This window comes from Rhodocaloribacter sp. (assembly GCF_056451265.1).
In genome coordinates, this window is the sequence record NZ_JBWOPL010000041.1 from 38,799 (window position 1) to 58,213 (window position 19,415).

The following is a 19,415-nucleotide window of genomic DNA, read 5'->3' on the forward strand; positions in this document are numbered from 1 at the left end:
GTGCGGCGGACGCACAGCTCATTCACTCAGACTTTTGATATAGGCCACCAGGGCGTCGATGTCCTCGGGAGGCAGGCTTCCGAAGCTCGCAGGCATGATGGGATTGAAGCCTTGCGCCACCTTGGCCGTCGGATCGAGGATCGACTCGCGGATGTAGTTCTCGTCCGCCACCACGGTCCCCCCGCCCTCGAGCGGCCGCTCCTTGCCGAACAACCCCTTGAAGGTCGGCCCCACGCCCGGCGAGCCGTCCGTGCTGTGGCAGGCATTGCACGTTTGTTGCTTGTACAGCTGCTCGCCCCGCTCGACCGGCGTCAGATCCGAAGACTGCGATTCCTGAAGCCATTTCTGAAAGTCGGCTTCCGACTCGACGACCACCTTGGCGAGCATGTTCGAGTGCGCCGTGCCGCAATATTCGGTGCAGTAGACCTGGTATTCCCCCTGCTTGGTCGCGTGAAACCACACCGAGGTATATCGGTTGGGCAACACGTCCATCTTAACGCGAAAGGCGGGGACGAAGAAGCTGTGGATCACGTCCGCGCTGCTCATCACCATCTGGACGGGCCGGTCCACGGGCACGTGCACTTCCCCCACGGATTGCGCGCCGTTCGGGTACTCGAACGTCCACGACCACTGCTGCGCGCGCACCTGGATCTGATAGGCGTCCGGCGGGGCGACGTTCATCCGCACGTACGTCTTGAACCCCCACGTGAAGACGATCAGCACCAGGATCGTGGGGATGACCACGGAAGCCATCTCGATCATTTTGTTGTCCTTGACGAACGCGGGGCGCTCCTCCGGCTTTCTGCGACGATAGACGAACGCGAAATAGATCATCGCGCTGACGACGCCGACGAAGATGATGAGGCTGACGTAGTAGACGAAATAAAACAGACCGTCCCACTCCGGAGTCAGCGCCGAGGCGCCCTCCGGCAACCACACCGTTCCGTTCTCACCCATGATAGCTACTCTGTTGGCTGTGTAACATTCGAGTCAGGCAGAACCCGCTCCGCCGAACACCCGTCGAGGCTTTCTCCGAACGCCGCCGCCTCAAACGGGAGCGGACGTAGGCGACCGATCCAGATTTCTGCGTTCGCGTCGCCAGAAGATAAACAAAAACAGACCTAAAACGATGATCGTCAGGAAACCGGCCAGCTTCATCAGGCTGACGGCGTCCGCGACGTACGAGTTGGCGTCGGCATCGTAGCGAAAGCAGTAGAGGATGATCTGATCCACCGCCGTGCCCACCTTACCCGCCGAAGCTTCGACGAGGGCCGTGCGCACGTCGCGCGGCTCGTACTGCATGCCGTGAAGGTATCGCGTGATCTTGCCGTCGCCGCTGAGCAGGATGAGGGCCGTCGGATGCGCGTATTCCTGCGACTCCTCGACCCACTTGAACCGGAATCCCACGGCGGCGGCGAGCGCCTGAATGCTCTCTTCGCTGCCGGTGAGGAAATGCCAGCCCTGCCCGGCTTCGGGCCGGTCGAGCACCATCAGGTAGCGCTCTTTGGCGCGGGCCGCCAGGTCCGGCGTCTCATCGGCGGCGAAGCTGACCGTCACCACGTCGAACTCCTTCCCGGGCGTCCATGGCATCTCCTCCAGCGTCTTCGTGAAGCCGTCGAGCACGAGGCTGCAGAGCATGGGGCAGTTGAAATAGACCAGGTTCAGCGCCACGGGCCGTTCGCCGTCGAAGTAATCGCCGAGGGTGACCGTCGCGCCGGTTTCGTCGGTGAAGGTCAGATCCAGAGGCACGTGCTCGCCGAGTTGCTCGTCGATGCCGACCCCCTCGAAGACTTTGGGCAACGCTCCCGCACGTTGCGCCGCGACCGGACCCGCCAGCCCCACTGCGACGAGCCCGACCACCATCCATGCGATATGCGTACGCCGTATCGACATCATTTCGTGTAAGGTCCCCCTCCTCATCCTCGAAGTCCGAAGCCCTACGGGTTCGGCAAAAGCTGCAGTTCCGTGGTATAGCGCCCGCCGTTCTCCTGCATCCGCTCGGCCACGACCAGTTCGATGGCCCGGTCGATCGGGATGCGATAGACGCCGGCTTCGGGGTCCACCACGGCGTATTGCGTAAGCTTGCTCGCCGAGGCGGCCTCATACTCGCGCAACGCCGGATAGCCCGAATCGCGCGTAGCCTCCACCCGCACCCGCTGCACCTCCAGGTTGGTCCACTGAAACACCACCACCACGGCCACGACGATCAGCAGCGCCAGCGTCAGGGCGGCCTTCACCAGCGGCCCGACGTCCACGCCCTCGACTTCCACGGCGCCCTCGCCGGAAAGCACCACGCCCGGCGCGTCGGCCTTCAACAGTTGCGCCAGCGGCCCGCCCGGCTCGACCAGGTCCGGCGCCACGAGATTCCGGGCCGCCACGTCCGCCGTAGCGCTGATGAAACTCTCCACGTTCTCGCCGTGGCTCCAGCCTGCCGCGTTCTTCGCCAGCACGCGCCAGTAGTACGTCCGACCGTCGGTCTCGAAGGTATCTTTCACCGTCACGGCCGTAGCCGTGCCGACGTTCTCTTCATAGACGATCTCCTCGAAAGAGGGATCGGCGGCGACCTGAAGCAGATAGGCTTCGGCTCCCCCGACGGGCTCCCATTCGAACGTCACCGAGGCGCCGTCGACCACCAGGGCTTCACGCGGCGACACGAGGACGGGCGAAAGGGGAACCGTAAGATTGCTCTGTTCTGACATGGTTCTGTTTTTCAAAGCGAAGGGCTGACACGCGCCACCGCTCCGGCGGATCGTTTCACCTCATGAAAGAAGCATGAAAACAAGATGGCTGACCACTCGCCGCTACCGCAAGGAAGGCCTCTGACCAACAAAACGCAACCTCGCGCCGGGGTCAGACATTCACGAACGCGATCGATTTCTGCAGTCGGGGATCGTTCTCGGGCACGAGGCTGTGTCGGCTCAAGCGATAGAGGCACAGACCCAGCATGATGCCGAAGAGTCCGAGCGCGCTCGTAACGTCGAGCCAGTGGAAGGCGGGATTCGTCTCGCGAAGCACCGGCGTGGCGATCCACCAGAAATCGAACCAGTGCATGATCAGGATCCACACCGACATGAACGCCATCAGCGGCAGGATGCGCTTGGCGCTCCGGGAAATCAGCACCCAGAAGGGGATGATGAAGTGCCCGACGAGCAGCACCGCGCTGTAAACCTGCCAGCCGTTCTCCAGCCGAATGCGGTACCAGATGGTTTCCTCCGGAAGGTTGCCGTACCAGATCAGCATGTACTGGCTGAAGGCGATGTACGCCCAGAAAACCGTGAACCCGAACATGAATTTGCCCAGGTCGTGGTAGTGCTCGGCGGAGATGGTGCGACGGAGCATGCCGCTGCGCTGAAAGAGCACCGCCAGCAACGTGATGAACGCGAAGGAGGAAAGGAACGAGTCGGCAAAGAAATAAACGCCGAAGATGGTGGAGAACCAGTGCGGATCGAGCGACATGAGGAAGTCGTAACTCGCAAAGGCGGTCGTCACGGCCATCAGCGGCAGCCCCCAGGCACTCGTGCTCCGCTGCCGGGCCGGGATCGAGCGATCCGGGTCCACATCCTGACGAACGGACAGCGTATAGAGGCGATACCCGATGAGCGTCCACGCGGCGAAGTAGAAGACCACGCGCACGAGGAAGAAGGGGACGTTCAGATACGCTTCCTTCCCGGCGAGCACCGGGTCGTACTCCGGGCTTCCGGGGTCGAACAGCTCATGATGCGTCCAGTGGAAGAGGTCGTGCATCCCGAAGAAGATGGGGATCGAGAGGAGGGCAAGCACGGGAAAGGCCCACACGAGCGCCTCCGGGATGCGCCGCACGACGACGCTCCAGTGCGCCTTCGTCAGATGCTGGATGATGACGAAGAACTGCGCGCCCACCGCCACGGACACACAAAAGATCCAGCCGACGAGGTAGGAGAAATAGAACTGATGCGCGTCCACCGCCCAGCCGACGAAGCTGACGATGAGCAAGGCCACACCGATCAGGGTGGGCGCCAGCCACGAACGCGCATCGGCGGTGTACCGGAAATCCGCGCCGGTCGCCGGGGTGGGCTGGAGCGGATCGACCAGCCACATCAGAGGGGAGCTTCTTCTAACCGTGTTTGCCATCTTCAGATGCTATTTCGTGAGGCGTGAAACGTACGGTGACCCGTTGCCTTTACGCTTCCCGACTTACCTTGAATGTTCCGTAGGTTACTGCCGTTGCCGAAGGCCGTCGAGGATGTCCTGCGGGATGTCGCCTTCGGAGGCGTGCTGGCTACGCTGGAGCGCGCGGATGTACGCCGTGATGGCCCACCGGTCGGCGACGGGGATCTGCGGTCCATAGGGCTGCATGGTGCGGATCCCGTTCGTGATCACGTCGAAGAAGTACCCGTCGGTCTCGCCGCGCAGACGGTCGTTGTGGTACGTCGGAGCGGGGACCATGCCGTAGCCGCCCGTCGAGACCGGCCCCTGACCGTCGCCGACCTTGCCGTGGCACGGAGCGCAATAAACGTTGAAACGCGCCCGCCCGCGGAGCACCAGCTCGCGCGTGACCGGCACCGGCATCAGCCGAACCGGCGACCCGTCGTCTTCACGCCCCCGATAGAAGCGCGTATCCTCACGCAGAAAGCCGCGCGCCACCGTCCCCGGCACCGGCGGGCGCATGGCCCGTCCGTCGGCGAAGAAAGCATTGGCCTCCTGCGCCTCGAAGCGAGGCTGCATATCCATGTTCGGATTGATGTGGATCGGCGGCTTGTCCGAAACCGTCCCCCGGCAGCCCGAAAGCGCCAGGGCGGAAAGCAGCATACCGACAACGAAGAGGTTTTTCATACGTCTGTTTCGATTTCTCGCTTCGGATCACGCACCGGCCCCGTCACAGGCGGGCTTCCGAGACGTTCCGGGAGGCCCGATCCGTCGTTCATAGTTCCGTACGCACGCTCACGCCTGCGCTTTTTCAACCGCCTCGCCCCGCACGTCCCCCGCCGGCCCGTCCTCCGTCCCATGGTCTTCAATGACCTCGACGTAGAGCGCCCCGAGGTCGCGCAACAACTGCTCGGTCTTCTCCATGTCGAACCGTTTGTCGCTGGCGGCGACGTGAAGGAAGAAGGCGTCGTCGGTGACGCGGCTGAAATTTTCCGCATAAAAGAGCGGGTTGTAGGGACGCGGCAGGCCGTTGAGCGCGAACATGCCGGCCACCGCCGCGAGCGCCGCGAAGAGGATCGTCAGTTCGAACATGATGGGGATCGACGGCTCCCAGGCGAAGAACGGCTTGCCGCTGATGTCGAGCGGGTAGTCGACGCCGCCGGTCCACCACTGGAGCCACGTGGCTACGGCCAGTCCGGTAAGCCCGCCGCCGAGCGCGATGTAGCCGACCTTCGAGTTGCCCAGCCCCATGGCCCGGTCCATGCCGTGCACGGGAAAGGGGGAATGCGTGTCGAAGTGTTTATAGCCGGCTTCGCGCACCCCTTCGGCCGCATGAAGCAGCGCGCCCGGGTCGGAGAACTCGGCGAGCAGGCCGTAGACCTTGTCGCGCCGGGGCTCATAGATCCCCATCGTGGCCTTCGTTTCGCGCGTCAGTTCTTTGAGCATGGTCGTTTCGTCTTGCGTAGTGCGTCGTGCGGCGCCATCGAGGCGCCGCGAAAAACTTGTCTAGGCGTGCCCCTGGTCCGACCCCGGCTTGCCCGCCGACAGGTCGTGCGCCCCGCCGTGCCCGTCGCCGTGCCCCTCATAAAAATGGGGGTCAGACTGCGGCATGACCATCTTCACCTCGGCAATGGCGACCATCGGGAGGAAGCGCAGGAAGATCAGGAACAGCGTGAAGAACAGGCCGAACGACCCGATGAACGTCAGCACGTCGATGGCCGTGGGCGTGTAATAATCCCACGCGGACGGCAGGTAATCACGGTGGAGCGACGTGACCACGATCACGAAGCGCTCGAACCACATTCCGATGTTGACGAAGATCGAGACGATGAACATGAACGTCACGTTGCGCCGGAGCTTCTTGAACCAGAAGAACTGCGGGAAGAGCAGGTTGCACGACATCATGGTCCAGTACGCCCAGGCGTACGGCCCGGTGGCCCGGTTGATGAAGGCATACTGCTCATACTGTGAACCGGAATACCACGCGATGAAGAACTCGGTGATGTAGGCAAAGCCCACCATCGTACCCGTGAGCAAGATGATGATGTTCATCTTCTCCAGGTGGTTGATCGTGATGATGTTCTCCATGTGGTAGACCTTCCGCGCGATCACCATGAGCGTCATCACCATGCCGAAGCCGGAGAAGATGGCCCCGGCGACGAAGTAGGGCGGGAAGATGGTCGTGTGCCAGCCGGGAATGATCGAGACGGCGAAGTCGAACGACACGACGGAGTGCACCGAGAGCACGAGCGGAGTGGCGAGGGCGGCCAGGAGCAGGTAGGCCTTCTCATAGTTGCGCCAGTGGCGGTTCGCGCCCGTCCAGCCGAGGGCGAAAAAGCCCAGGATTTTCTGACGAAGCTTTTTCGTCGAGGGGGTGCGGTCGCGGAGGGTTGCCAGGTCCGGCACGAGGCCGACGTACCAGAAGACGAGCGAGACGGTGAAGTAGACCGAGACGGCGAAGACGTCCCACAGCAGCGGGCTTTTGAACTGCGGCCACATCTCCATCTGGTTCGGGACGGGCAGCGACCAGTAGATGACCCATACACGCCCGACGTGGATGGTCGGGAAGAGCAGCGCGCATATGACGGCGAAGAGCGTCATCGCCTCGGCCGAGCGGTTGATGGCCGTGCGCCACTTCTGCCGGAAAAGGTAGAGGATCGCCGAGATGAGCGTCCCGGCATGACCGATACCGACCCAGAAGACGAAGTTGACGATGGCGTATCCCCAGCCGACCGGGTTGTTCAGCCCCCATACCCCGATGCCGTTCCAGAACAGATAGGCGACCGAGAGCAGGAGAATCATCAACCCGATGTTGGCGATGGAGAACGCGCCGAACCAGGCCATGGGCGTCTTCTTCTCCGTATGCAACGCCACCAGATCGGTAACTTCGTGGAACGACAGGTTGCCGGCCACGAGAGGCGGGTCGTCGTGATAACCGTCGCCGGCGGTAAAGGCGAGGGATTTCCCTGTGCTTGCCGTGCTCACAGATGTTGTGGTTTTGGTTGAAAGTCTAAAAGACGAAGGACGACGGGACGGCCTCAGGCCTCTGCCGAAAGCCGGGGGTTCGGGTTGGTGACGCGCCCCAGGTACGACGTGCGCGGCTTGACGTTCAACTCGGCGAGCATCTCATACCGTCGCTCGCTCGCCCGGACCTGCACGACTTTGCTGTTCGGGTCGTTGAGATCGCCGAAGGTGATGGCCTGCGCCGGACATGCCTGCTGGCAGGCCGTCAGCACCTCGCCGTCGCGGATCGGGCGGTCCTCCAGACTGGCCCGTTTGTTGACCTCGCGCACACGCTGAATGCAGTACGAGCACTTCTCCATCACCCCGCGCGAGCGCACCGTCACGTTCGGGTTCTGGGTCATCTGCACCTGCACCGGCAAGGTCTTCGTCCAGTTGTAAAAATTGAACCGGCGCACCTTGTACGGGCAGTTATTCGCGCAATAGCGCGTGCCGATGCAGCGGTTATAGATCATCTGGTTGGTGCCGTCGGGCGAGTGCACCGTGGCCGCCACCGGACATACCGACTCGCACGGCGCGTTCTCGCAGTGCATACACGGCACCGGCTGAAGCACCATCTGCGGCTCCTCGACGCTGTCCGTCTCGCTGGTGAAGTAGCGGTCGAGCCGGATCCACTGCATCTCGCGCCCGTTGGCCACCTCCTCCTTGCCGACCACCTGAATGTTGTTCTCGGCCTGGCACGCGATCACACAGGCATTGCACCCCGTGCACGTGTGCAGGTCGATCACCATCGCCCACTGGTTCTTGTAATAGGGGTTATCCTTGTAGGCGTCCTGCTTCGTGGGATGGTTCTCCTCCCAGAGCGTGGGGTATTCCTCCCACGGCTCGCGGATCGGCTCAGGGTCGCCCTCCCGGACGAACGCCGGGTTGGCCCGGTATTCCTCGACCGTCGCCATGCGGAAAACATGGCGCTTGCGCACCTGCTCCATCTCCTCGGGCAACGCGCCGTGGTCCTGCGTCGTAGCGATCATGTAGTCGCCGCCGGACTTCGAGACCTGAGCGCCGGCCGCCACGTGGAAGGCCGTCGACGTGCGGAGCGGCGCCACGTTGACGCCCACCCCTGTGGCCACTGCGCCGTGGCCGTAAATGTCGGTGTAGTCGTCGAGGTCGAAGAAATTCGTATGGCGCTCGGGCCGCTTCGAAACGATGGCGCGCCCGTAACCGAGCGTCACGCCGATGGAGTTGTCGGCATAGCCCGGCTGAATCCACACGGGGAGTTCGACGCTGTTCCCGCCGAGGCTGACCTGGATGCGGTCGACGAAATGCTTGCCGTTCTCCAGCCGCACCGTCACGCCGAGCCGTTCGGCGGTGGCCGGACTCATCATGGCCACGTTGTCCCACGTGATCTTCGTGGTGGGGTCGGGCAGTTCCTGCATCCACGCGTTGTTGGCGAAGCTGCCGTCGAGCACTTTCGAATCGAGGCGGAAAACGACCTCGAGGTCGTCCGCGCCGATGGCGGGAGCGGCATAGGCTGCGGGCGCACGCGCCGGGGTCCGGACGGTGGCATAGGCGCTCTCGGGCAGAAAGCCGTCGTGGAGCACGCGCCGCCACGCTTTCTCGAAGTCGCCGCGCAGCACGCTGCGCCAGTGGTCGCGAACGAGGTCGTAGCCCGGCGTGTCGAGGCCGGTGGCCAGCGTGTTCAACACTTCGATTTCGGAGTGGGCGTCGTCGTAGAGCGGGGCGATGAGCGGTTGGATGACCGCCATCGTGCCGTCGTAGGCGCGGCCGTCGCCCCAGGCTTCGAGGTAATGGGCGCGGGGGAGGTGCCACCGGCAGGCCGCCGCCGTCTCGTCTACGTGCGGGCCGAGATGGATCGTCTCGGCTACGTTCGAGAGCGCGCCGGCGAAGTCGAGGTCGGCGGGCGCGTCGTAGACGGGGTTGCAGCCGATGATGAGCAGCGCATCGACGTTGCCGCCGCGCATCTCGCCCACGAGGTTGTTCAGCGAAAGATCATCCGAGGCGCCGGTGTCGAAGAGCGTCATGGTCCGCCCGACGCTGCCGAGGCGGCTGTTGACGGCGGCGCACAGCGCGTGCACCTCGGGCGGCTGCGTCTCACCGGCCAGCAGCACACCGGTGTTGTCGGACTGTCGCAGGTCGTTGACGATCTCGACGACGTACGGATGATCGGCGAAGGCCGCGCCGGCATCGCCCACGTTCACTCCCATGCGCGCCGCGATGGCCGCAGCGAAGGCCGGGATCTCGCTCGAGCGCAGGCGCAGGCGGTTGTCGGCCATGCCGCCGGTGATCGAAAAACCGCTTTCGACCACGTAAAGGCGACTCATGGCCCCGTTCTCCAGTCGCCGCCCCTCGCTGAACGAGCGCGTGTTGTGGATCATGTCGCGGTCGGCGGGACCGAGGAAATCGGCGTCGAGACTGACGATGGTGCGGGCGCGGGCGAAATCGTAGCGCGGGCGCACCGCGCGCCCGAAGGCCTGCCGCATGCCCTGCGCCACCGGGTCGGCGTCGTACGTCGCCCAGCGGAGCGAGCCGAAGGTCGAAGCCATCGCGCGCCGCAGCCCGGCCACGGTCATCGACGAGCTCGCCTCCATCAACACGGCCACCCGCTTCGTCCCGGCGTCGGCTACGAACGAGCGGCAGAAATCGACGAAGCGCTGCCAATCGGCTTCGTCGCCGTCGTGCAACACGTGCGAGGAGCGGTCGGGGTCGTAGAGGTTGAGGATCGAAGCCTGCTCGAAGACGCTCGTCGTGCCGCGACTCTCCGGGTGTTCCGGGTTGCCCTCGATCTTCGTCGGGCGTCCGTCGGTGCTCTCGACGAGCAGGCCCCGCAATGCGCCCCGGAAGGGCATCGACGTGGCATACTGCATCGGGACGCCGGGAATCATCTCCTCCGGCTTGCGCGCGAACGGCATGATGTGCTGCACCGGACGCCGGCACGCCGTCAGCCCGGCCAGCGCCATCGAAGCGCCCATGAGCTGCAAAAACTGCCGACGGGACGCGCCGCCGGGACCGTCCGAGGCGCCCGGCATAAATTCATGCGCCGCGACCTTCCGGAACTCCGGATCGTCGTTGCGGTGGTGGAGGCTGCGCCAGAACCGTGGCCGCGAGGGTTCTTCGTTCGACGCGGCGTCGATGACGGGAAGCTCGATCATACGCTATCGGGAAACCGTTCCGGGATGCAGACTTTCCGGCCCGAGTTGACCAAACCCGAGGCCTGCCGTCCGAAGCCCGTAACTTCATTTAATTAGTAATGACACCCGGAGCAATTGGTGGGCGGCTCGATGTGCTCGATCCGAATGCGCTCCATGTTGCGTTCGACGAAGTCGGCGGGCTGCACATAACCCATCGTCGTAACCTGGTCGTTCGGACGAAGGTAGAGCTCCGGCTGCCGGTGACATTCGAGACACCACCCCATCGACAGCGGCTCGACCTGACGGACCACCTCCATCTCATCGATACGCCCGTGACAGGTCTCACACCCCACGCCGTTGTTGACGTGCATGGTGTGCGTGAAATTGGCGTAATCGGGCAGGTTGTGCACCTTCACCCACGGGATCGGGGCGTCCGTGGCCCAGCTCTCGCGCACCGGAAGCAGCTTCAACGATTCGGTGCGGATCTGGGTGTGGCAGTTCATGCACGTCTGCGTCGGCGGCACGTTGGAATGATCGGCCACCTCCACCCAGTTATGGCAATACTGGCAGTCGATGCCCAGTTGCCCCGCGTGCAGGCGATGACTGTACGGCACCGGCTGCTCCGGCTCATACCCGACGTCGGTGTACTCCGGTGAGAAGTAGTACCAGACAAAGAAGATCGTGAACACCCCGCCAAAGAGCGCGCCGATCAGCGACACGTGAGGGAGGATGTTGGCCTTTTTAGGGAAAATCTGCGGCATACGAATCGCGAAGGTGGGCGATGGAAAAGAGGCGTCAACACAGACGGCGTTAAACCTAACCAATAATCCGCCATGAAGCGAGCACACGAGGTTGAATTTAGCAGCAAATGACCATTTTCACTCTATTTTGAAAACGATCAAAGCTGATTATTCCTGCCTTTTCGAGTCCCCGCTTCCCCGGCCTCACCCGCTCCGACGCCTCCGGCGCACGCCGCACGCTCCTCCCCTCTCAGCGACCCTCCGGGGCAAAACGGGCAAAATCATCCATGTTCCCAACCTCGATAGCCCGCACGTGTGCGCCGTCCGAACGGAAGCGCGCACGATCCAAGAAGGATTTTTTTTGATGGACTCCGTTCCGGAGAAACCGTGGCATCTTCACCACGCAGCCGGGAAACGTCGGGCCCCTTTCCCCCCCGTCTCCCCATCGCCGCACCGGAATGCTTTTCCCGCGGGCGCGTCCGATCCTGCCGTCCGGAGCCCTCCGGGCCTTCGGACGAAGCTCGGGCGCTATGTGCGTTCTTCCGGGTCCGTAGTGCGCGCGAGGGCCGCGTGCGATTGCCGGTGAAAGCGCCGACCGAGCAACGCCGCCGCCGTGCCCAACCCGAGCACCAGTCCCCACCACAGGCCCGTCGGTCCGAGGCCGAGGACGAAGCCGAGCACGTATCCGCCGACGAGTCCGACGCCCCAGTACGAGAACAGCCCGATGAACATGGGCACGCGCGTATCCTTGAGGCCGCGCAGCGCGCCGGAGGCCGCCACCTGCACGCCGTCGAACACCTGGAACACCGCCGCCACCCCGAGCAGGGCGACGGCCGTCGCCACCACGGCGTCGTTCGCCGGGTCGTCGAGGTCGAGGTAGAGCGAGACGATGGCGCGGGGCGCGAGCCAGAAGGCGAATGCGGCTCCGAGCATGACGAACGCCGCCAGCCCGATGCCTACGCCGCCGGCCCGCCGCACGCCCGCCGCGTCGCCCCGTCCGGCGGCCTGTCCCACGCGCACCGACGTGGCGAGTCCCACCCCGAGCGGCACCATGAACGTGAAGGCCGCGCACTGAATGGCCACCTGATGCGCCGCCAGCGCCGTCGTCGAGATCCATCCCATCATCATGACGGTGATCATGAACAGACCGGACTCGATGCCGAGCGAGGCTCCGATGGGCCATCCGATGCGAAAAAGCTTGCGGAAATAGTGCCAGTCCGGCTTGCCGATGCGCGCAAAAAGGCGGTACGCGCGAAAGTCGCGTTTGCCCTGAACATAGAGCAGCAAGAGCCCGAACATCGTCCAGTACACGAGGGTGCTCGCCCAGCCCGTGCCCACGAGACCGAGCGCGGGGAAACCGAACTTGCCGTACATGAGCACGTAGTTGGCCGCCACGTTCAGCCCCACGCCTGCAAAAGCGATGAGCGTAACCGGGCGCGGGCGCGAAACACCTTCGACGAAGCTCCGGAGCGCCACGAACCACAGAAACGGCAGGTAGCCCCAGCTGATGGCGCGGAGATAGGCTTGGGCGCGGGCGATCGTCGCCTCCTCCTGCCCCAGCAGCCGGAGCACGGGCGCGATGTTCCACAGCAGCGCCATCGCCGGGATCGCCATCGCCAGACCGAGCCACAGTCCCTGCCGCACGCTCCGCCCCATCGGCTCGGTGTCTTCCGCCCCGTACGCCTGCGAGACCATCGGCCCGACGGCCAGCACGACGCCCATACACACCATCAGCAGGGTAAAAAAGACCGAACTGCCCAGCGCCACGCCCGCCAGGTCTTCGGCTCCGAGGCGCCCCACCATCACCGTGTCGACGAAGCCCATCGAGATCTGCGCGAGTTGCGTCAATACGAGGGGAGCAGCCAGCGCGAGCGTCTGCCGCACCTCGGTGCGAAGGATGTGGCGGGAGGGGGACATCCCGGCTTCTCGAAGGTGAAGGAGAAAAAGGACAGCGTATACGGAAGCCGTCGCAATGCGTTCTGCCCCGACCCGCTTTTCCACGAACGGCCTGCGCGTCAGCGGTTCTCAGGTGTTCGCCGTCAGGGGGCTCGCAATGGACTCGCCTGTGGCGCGTTTGCTCGCCGTCATGTACGCCGGAGGCGCGTCAGGGGGGGCGTTCGTCCGCGTCAAGATCGCCTCCCACACCCCCATACATTCTCCCGCCGGGGACCAATCGGCGGCGCGCGGCAAAACCTCCCCCCCATCCCCACCCCTCCCGTCGCCGTAGCTTCCCAAAAGAACAACCCGACCGGCACGGCGTTTTGTAGCATTTGAACATGTCCACCTCTCCGCTCATATCCTCCACGCCCGCCGCTCCGCCCGAGGCTCCCGCCGGGGTGCTCGACCTCTCGGTCATCATCGTCAACTACAACGTGCGCGAGTTCCTCGAGCAGGCGCTTCGCTCGGTGCGGCGAGCCGCCGAGGGCCTCAGCGTCGAGGTCTTCGTAGTGGACAACAATTCGGTGGACGGTTCCGTCGAGATGGTGCGCCGGGACTTTCCCGAGGTGCGCCTGATCGCCAACGCCGAGAACGCGGGCTTCGGGCGCGCCAACAACCAGGCCATTCGGCGGGCGCGCGGGCGCCATCTGCTCATCCTCAACCCCGACACCATCGTTCAGGAGGACACCTTCGCCACGCTTCTCCGTTTCATGGAGGCGCATCCCGAGGCCGGGGCCGTCGGCTGCCAGATCCTCAACCCCGACGGGGCCTTCGCGCCCGAGAGCCGCCGCGCCTTCCCGACGCCGCCGGTGGCTTTCTACCGCATGACCGGCCTGAGCCGCCTTTTCCCGAAAAGCCGCCGCTTCGGACGGTACAACCTGACGTACCTCCCCATCGACCAGGTTGCCGAGGTGGACGCGCTCAGCGGCTCGTGCATGCTCGTGCGGCACGCCGCCCTCTACTTCGCCCGCGAGACGTGGTTGCGGGAAGACGACGAGGAGGCGCTCCGCGCGCTCGTCGCCGCCCCGCCCGACGAGCGCCGCCCGGCCGACGGAGCCGGGCTCTTCGACGAGAGCTTCTTCATGTACGGCGAGGACCTCGACTGGTGCTTCCGCATCCAGCGGGCCGGGTGGAAGATCTTCTACACGCCGGAAACACAGATCATTCATTATAAAGGCGAGAGCACGAAGAAGGGGGAACTGCGATACGTGCGGCACTTCTACGGGGCGATGCTCCTGTTCACGCAGAAGCATTTTCAGGACCGCTATTCGCGCCTCTTCGCCGGGGTCCTCAAGGCCGGCATCATGTTCCGCGCCGTGCTGACGGTGCTGGCGGGCGGCCTCCGGCGGCTGGCCGCGCCGATGACCGATTTCCTCCTCGTCTACGGCGTCGTCACGCTCGTGGGGTATCTGCGCTCGATGCCGCTCGGGGCGGCGCTTTCGCCGCTCTTTCTGGCGACGGTCGCGCCCGGCTACGGGCTTGGCGCGGTGGCGGGCATCGCGCTGGCGGGAGGCTACCGGCGGGGCGGTCTCCGGCGCATCCGACCGGCGCTCGTGGGCGCGCTGACGGGGCTGCTCACCGTGGCCGCCGCCTCGTTTTTCGTCAAGGAGATCGCCTTCTCGCGCGTGGTCGTGCTCGTGAGCTTTCCCGGGGTGGCCCTCGCACTGGCGGGGCGGCGCTTCGTACGGCACGCGCGGACGGGCGCACACCGGGCGGTGCTCGTCGGGCGGGGGGCCGAGGCGGCGCGGCTGCGCGGCATGCTCGACGGGCACCCGAACCCGCCCTTCGAACTGACCGGCTACCTCGCCCCGGACGACGAGCCGGACGACGCCGTAGACGCGCCCCCCCGCCTCGGCTCGCTCCGCCACCTCCGCGACCTCGTCCGCCTCCGCCGCATCGACGATGTGGTCTTCGCCGAAGACGGCCTCTCGCACCGCGCCATCTTCCGGCTCATGCAGCAGCTTCGCGACCTGCCCGTGCAGTTCCGCATCCTCGCGCAGGGACGCGAACACGTCATCGGCAAAGCCTCCATCGACGACCTCTCGACGCCGCTCCTCGAAGCCGACCGCGCCGTCGGCACGCTCCGCACCGCCACGGGCCGCCGCGCCTTCGAACTGCCGGTGGCGCTCGCCGGGCTGCTCGCCCACCCGTTCGTCGGGGCGGCGGCACGGCGCTTCGGTCCCGACTCCTTCCCCGCCCGTCTCGCCCGGCGCACACGCCAGATGCCCGCCGTGCTTGCCGGGCGCCGCGCGCTCGTCGGCATCCGACCCGAGGACCCCTTCCGGCCCCCACCCGAGTGGGACCTCCCGCTCGCCGTCTTCTCCATCGCCGAGACGCTCCGCCTCACCGACCCCACCCCGAAGGAACTCAACCGCGCCTTCTGGTTTTACGTGAGCCGCCAATCGGCCTCGCTCGACTGGGACATTCTGGTTCGTTCCCTCCGGAATATGTATCATGAGAAGCCGAAACGCGACGCGCGCACCGAGCGCGGAAACACCCCCTGACCCGCGAACGCCCCGTCGAGCCTCCGACAGCCTTACCCGAAACCTGCCCCTCCATCCTCATGGCAAAAGCATCCTCCCAACCCCTGCTCGACTTCGAAAAGCCGCTGTACGAGCTGGAAGAAAAGCTGCGTGAGATGCGGGCGCTCAATGCCGGCGTGGTGGACGTCGATCTTTCGGAGGAGATCGAGGAGATGGAGAAGCGCGTCGAAGAGCTGCGCGCCTCGATCTATCGCAACCTCACGCGCTGGCAGCGGGTGCAGATCGCCCGCCACCCGCTCCGCCCCTATACGCTCGACCACATCGGCGCGCTCACCGACGGCTTCGTCGAACTGCACGGCGACCGCCTCTTCGGCGACGACCCGGCCATGGTCGGCGGCTTCGCCACGTTCAAGGGCGAGCGCTTCGGCTATCGCGACCGGACGGTGCTCGTGGTGGGGCATCAGAAAGGCCGCGACACGAAGAGCCGGAAGTACCGCCGTTTCGGCATGCCCAACCCCGAGGGCTACCGGAAGGCGCTCCGGCTGATGCGCCTCGCCGCCAAGTTCGGCAAACCGGTCATCACGTTGCTCGACACGCCCGGCGCGTTCCCCGGCCTCGAAGCCGAAGAACGCGGGCAGGCCGAGGCCATCGCGCGGAATCTCTTCGAGATGGCGCGCCTGCCCGTGCCCATCGTCGTCGTGGTCATCGGCGAGGGCGCTTCCGGCGGCGCACTCGGCATCGGCCTCGGCGACCGCATCCTCATGCTCGAAAATGCGTGGTACTCGGTCATCTCTCCCGAAAGCTGCTCCTCGATCCTGTGGCGTTCGTGGGATTATAAGGAAGAGGCCGCGCGCGCGCTCAAACTCACCGCCGCCGACCTGATCGAACTCGGGCTCATCGACCGCATCGTGCCCGAGCCGGTCGGCGGCGCGCACCACGATCCCGAGGCCACCTTTCTCAACACCGGGCAGGCCATCGCCGACGCGCTCAAGGAACTCGAACCCGTCCCCGTCGCCGAGCTCCTCGACGCCCGCCTCGAAAAATTCGACCGGATGGGCAAGTTCGAAGAGCCCTCCGAGACGCCGTCCTCCGAAGTGGCCACGAACCTCTGACGCGCCGCCTGCCTTTCGAACCTCTCGCCCCGGCCATGCTCACACACCGATACCGCCACCGGGTCCGATACCGCGAATGCGACCCGATGGGCGTCGTGTATCACACGCATTATCTCGACCACTTCGAAGCGGCGCGGACGGAGGCGCTGCGCGAGATGGGGCTGGCGTACACGGAGCTCGAAAAGACGGGCATCATCATGCCGGTCGTCGACCTTGCCGTGCAGTATAAAGGCTCCGCCCGATACGACGACCTGCTCGAGATCAAGACCACGTTCGTGGGCGGCGTGCCGCGCGTGCGGGTTCGGATCGACTATGAGGTGCGGCGCGTGGGCGCGCCCGAGGTGCTCGTCACCGGTCACGTGACGCTCTGCTTCTTCAGCACGGAGCGGAAGCGCCCCATCCCCGCGCCGCCCGCCATCGTCGAGGTCTTCGAACGGGCGCTCGCCGCCGGTGTCTCTCCTTCCGACCTTTCCCCGCTCCGATGACGCTCCCTCCCTACCTCACCGACGCCGCCCTCGACGAGATCATCGCGCGCGCCCTCGCCGAAGACGTGGGCCCGGGCGACGTGACGTCGATCGCCACGATCCCGGCCGAGACGACGGCCACGGCGCATTTCCTCGCCAAGGAGGACGGCGTGCTCGCCGGGCTCTACGCCGCCGCGCGCGTCTTCGCCGCCGTGGACGCAGGCACGCGCGTGACGTGGACGGCGCGCGACGGAGACGCCGTGCGGCGCGGAGCCGTCTTCGGCGCCGTGACGGGACGGGCGCGCAGCCTGCTCACCGCCGAACGCCTCGCCCTCAACCTGATGCAGCGCATGAGCGGCATCGCCACGGCCACGCGCCGCATGGTGGAGGCCGTCCGACCGCACCCGGCGAAAATCCTCGACACGCGAAAGACCGCGCCCGGCCTGCGGCTCGTCGACAAGTGGGCCGTCCGGCTCGGCGGCGGCGTCAACCACCGCATCGGCCTCTTCGACATGATCCTGATCAAGGACAACCACATCGCGGCGGCCGGCGGCGTGCGCGCCGCCCTCGACGCCGCCCGGCGGCATCGCGAAGCAACCGACCGGCCCGACCTCCGCATCGAGATCGAGGCCCGCACGCTCGACGAGGTGCGCGCCGTCCTCGACACCGGCGGCGTCGACGTGATCCTGCTCGACAACATGACCCGGCCCACCGCGCACGGAGGGCTCGACGTGTCGATGCTCCGTGAAGCCGTGACGCTCGTCGGCGGGCGCTTCGAGACGGAAGCCTCCGGCAACGTGACCCTGGCAACGGCGCCCGTCATCGCCGCCACCGGGGTCGACTGCATCTCGTCCGGTGCGCTCACGCACTCCGTCACCGCGCTCGACCTCTCGCTCAAAATCGAACTGACCTGATCCTGTGGCGACCCATGCCTTGAAGAACGTGCGGAGCCTTTGCGCTTCCGGTGCGCATGTCCGATCCTGCACGCGCCGGCCTTTTCCGTATCCAAACCCTGCGTGAGATGGCATTCAACCTGTGGAGCCCCCCGGGCCGAAAACGCGATTCGCTCTGGCGGAACCTGTCGCCCCCGCAGCTTTTCGTAGGCTCCTTCGGGCTTCTCACGCTGCTGGGCACGCTCGGCCTCAAGACGCTTCCGGGCCTCTACACGGGCGCGCCGCTCTCCTGGCTCGACGCGCTCTTCACGGCCACGAGCGCCGTCTGCGTCACCGGCCTGATCGTGGTCGACACCGCCACGTACTTCACGTCGGCGGGTCAGGCGTTCCTCCTCTTGCTGATCCAACTCGGCGGGCTCGGCATCATCACCTTCTCGACGCTCATCATCGTCGCCTTCGGGCGGCGGCTCTCGCTGCGGCACGAGGTGCTCGTCTCCGGCATGGCCGACGTGGCCCCGCACGTGGACCGCCGCCGTCTGGTCTTCAACGTGTTCATCTTCACCTTCGCGCTCGAGGCCGTCGGCGCCGTGCTGCTCTACGTCCTGTGGATCCCGCGCATGGGCTGGGCGGGGGCGGCGTGGCCCGCGCTCTTCCACTCGATCAGCGCCTTCTGCAATGCCGGCTTCTCGACGTTCACCCACTCGCTGGTGAGCTTCCAGCAGTCGCCGCTCGTGCTCTCGGTCATCATGGCGCTCATCATCGTGGGCGGACTCGGCTTTCTGACGCTCGAAGAGCTCTACCTCTGGCGCAGGGCCCGGCAGCAGCAGACGCGCTTCAGCCTCTCGCTCCACTCGCGCATCGTGCTCGTGGCCACCGGCGTGCTCCTCGTCATCGGATGGGTGTTCTTCACCCTGTTCGAGTGGGACGTCACGTTCCGCCACATGCCCGTCTGGGCCAAGCTGATCAACGGCCTTTTCGCCAGCGTGACGCCCCGCACCGCCGGCTTCAACAGCATCGACTACGGCCTGGCCACCGACAGCACGAACTTCCTGACGACGATCTTCATGTTCATCGGCGGCTCGCCCGGCTCTACGGCGGGCGGCGTCAAAACGACCACCGTGGCGCTGATCCTGCTCATGGCCTGGGCGCGGATGCGGGGCGACGCAACGCCGAGCTTCTGGGGACGCTCGATCCCGCAGGAAACCTCGCAGCGCGCCATCGGCCTGTTCGTGGTAGCCGCCGTCGTCATGACGCTGTGCATCTTCGTCTTCACCACCTCGGAGATCGAAAGCAACCTGCAGGCCCAACTGCCCCGAAGCTTCCTCCAACACACGTTCGAGGTCTTCAGCGCCTTCAACACCGTCGGCCTCTCGATGGGCGTGACCGGCACGCTCTCCCCCGTGGGCCGCTGGACGCTCATCTTCCTCATGTTCCTCGGACGCGTCGGGCCGCTGACGTTCGCCGCCGCGCTGGCCAGCCGGCGGAAGCTCGTCGGCGGCTTCCGCTTTGCCTACGAAGACGTGATCGTCGGTTAGCCCGCTCCTCAAACC

Annotated in this window: 15 protein-coding genes; 5 read left to right on the plus strand and 10 right to left on the minus strand. The window is 65.5% G+C overall.

Annotated elements, in window-relative coordinates; genetic code table 11:
* Positions 1-18 precede the first annotated feature (18 nt).
* The 10 genes from coxB to AC1HIY_RS06980 form a co-directional block, all read right to left on the minus strand.
* Entirely contained in the window at positions 19-957 is a 939-nt protein-coding gene (gene coxB / locus AC1HIY_RS06935; protein ID WP_479575993.1) for a cytochrome c oxidase subunit II, read from the minus strand.
* A 90-nt stretch (positions 958-1,047) separates the two neighbouring features.
* Positions 1,048-1,893, minus strand: a complete 846-nt coding sequence (locus tag AC1HIY_RS06940) for an SCO family protein (RefSeq protein ID WP_479575994.1) — start codon at positions 1,891-1,893, stop codon at positions 1,048-1,050.
* Between the two features lie 44 nt (positions 1,894-1,937).
* Entirely contained in the window at positions 1,938-2,699 is a 762-nt protein-coding gene (locus AC1HIY_RS06945) for a hypothetical protein (protein ID WP_479575995.1), read from the minus strand.
* 151 nt (positions 2,700-2,850) lie between these two features.
* Entirely contained in the window at positions 2,851-4,077 is a 1,227-nt protein-coding gene (locus AC1HIY_RS06950; protein ID WP_479575996.1) for a hypothetical protein, read from the minus strand.
* Positions 4,078-4,194: 117 nt separating this feature from the next.
* Positions 4,195-4,812: a c-type cytochrome gene (locus AC1HIY_RS06955; RefSeq protein WP_479575997.1), complete on the minus strand. Its 618-nt coding sequence runs from the start codon at positions 4,810-4,812 to the stop codon at positions 4,195-4,197.
* Positions 4,813-4,920: 108 nt separating this feature from the next.
* Entirely contained in the window at positions 4,921-5,571 is a 651-nt protein-coding gene (locus AC1HIY_RS06960; RefSeq protein ID WP_479575998.1) for a DUF3341 domain-containing protein, read from the minus strand.
* 60 nt (positions 5,572-5,631) lie between these two features.
* Positions 5,632-7,110 (minus strand): NrfD/PsrC family molybdoenzyme membrane anchor subunit, encoded by a 1,479-nt coding sequence (gene nrfD / locus AC1HIY_RS06965; protein WP_479575999.1) that lies wholly within the window; start codon positions 7,108-7,110, stop codon positions 5,632-5,634.
* Between the two features lie 53 nt (positions 7,111-7,163).
* Positions 7,164-10,256, minus strand: a complete 3,093-nt coding sequence (locus AC1HIY_RS06970; RefSeq protein ID WP_479576000.1) for a TAT-variant-translocated molybdopterin oxidoreductase — start codon at positions 10,254-10,256, stop codon at positions 7,164-7,166.
* A 92-nt stretch (positions 10,257-10,348) separates the two neighbouring features.
* On the minus strand, positions 10,349-10,996 hold the full coding sequence (locus AC1HIY_RS06975; RefSeq protein ID WP_479576001.1) for a cytochrome c3 family protein: 648 nt from the start codon (positions 10,994-10,996) through the stop codon (positions 10,349-10,351).
* A 507-nt stretch (positions 10,997-11,503) separates the two neighbouring features.
* Positions 11,504-12,892 carry an MATE family efflux transporter gene (locus AC1HIY_RS06980; protein WP_479576002.1) on the minus strand — a complete coding sequence of 463 codons (1,389 nt, stop codon included), beginning with the start codon at positions 12,890-12,892 and terminating at the stop codon, positions 11,504-11,506.
* A 359-nt stretch (positions 12,893-13,251) separates the two neighbouring features.
* On the opposite strand from AC1HIY_RS06980, the gene AC1HIY_RS06985 reads away from it, so the two are divergent.
* The 5 genes from AC1HIY_RS06985 (at position 13,252) to AC1HIY_RS07005 (ending at position 19,400) form a co-directional block, all read left to right on the plus strand.
* On the plus strand, positions 13,252-15,417 hold the full coding sequence (locus tag AC1HIY_RS06985; RefSeq protein WP_479576003.1) for a glycosyltransferase: 2,166 nt from the start codon (positions 13,252-13,254) through the stop codon (positions 15,415-15,417).
* Between the two features lie 59 nt (positions 15,418-15,476).
* The gene (locus AC1HIY_RS06990; RefSeq protein ID WP_479576004.1) at positions 15,477-16,508 is read left to right on the plus strand and encodes an acetyl-CoA carboxylase carboxyltransferase subunit alpha; all 1,032 of its coding nucleotides are present in this window, start codon (positions 15,477-15,479) and stop codon (positions 16,506-16,508) included.
* A gap of 35 nt (positions 16,509-16,543) precedes the next feature.
* Complete coding sequence (locus AC1HIY_RS06995) at positions 16,544-16,993, plus strand: acyl-CoA thioesterase (RefSeq protein ID WP_479576005.1); 450 nt, start codon at positions 16,544-16,546, stop codon at positions 16,991-16,993.
* Positions 16,990-17,886, plus strand: a complete 897-nt coding sequence (gene nadC / locus AC1HIY_RS07000) for a carboxylating nicotinate-nucleotide diphosphorylase (protein ID WP_479576006.1) — start codon at positions 16,990-16,992, stop codon at positions 17,884-17,886. The genes AC1HIY_RS06995 and nadC overlap by 4 nt, the downstream gene beginning before the upstream one ends.
* A 107-nt stretch (positions 17,887-17,993) precedes the next feature.
* Positions 17,994-19,400, plus strand: coding sequence for a TrkH family potassium uptake protein (locus tag AC1HIY_RS07005; protein ID WP_479576007.1), 1,407 nt, complete (start codon positions 17,994-17,996; stop codon positions 19,398-19,400).
* Positions 19,401-19,415: the final 15 nt, after the last annotated feature.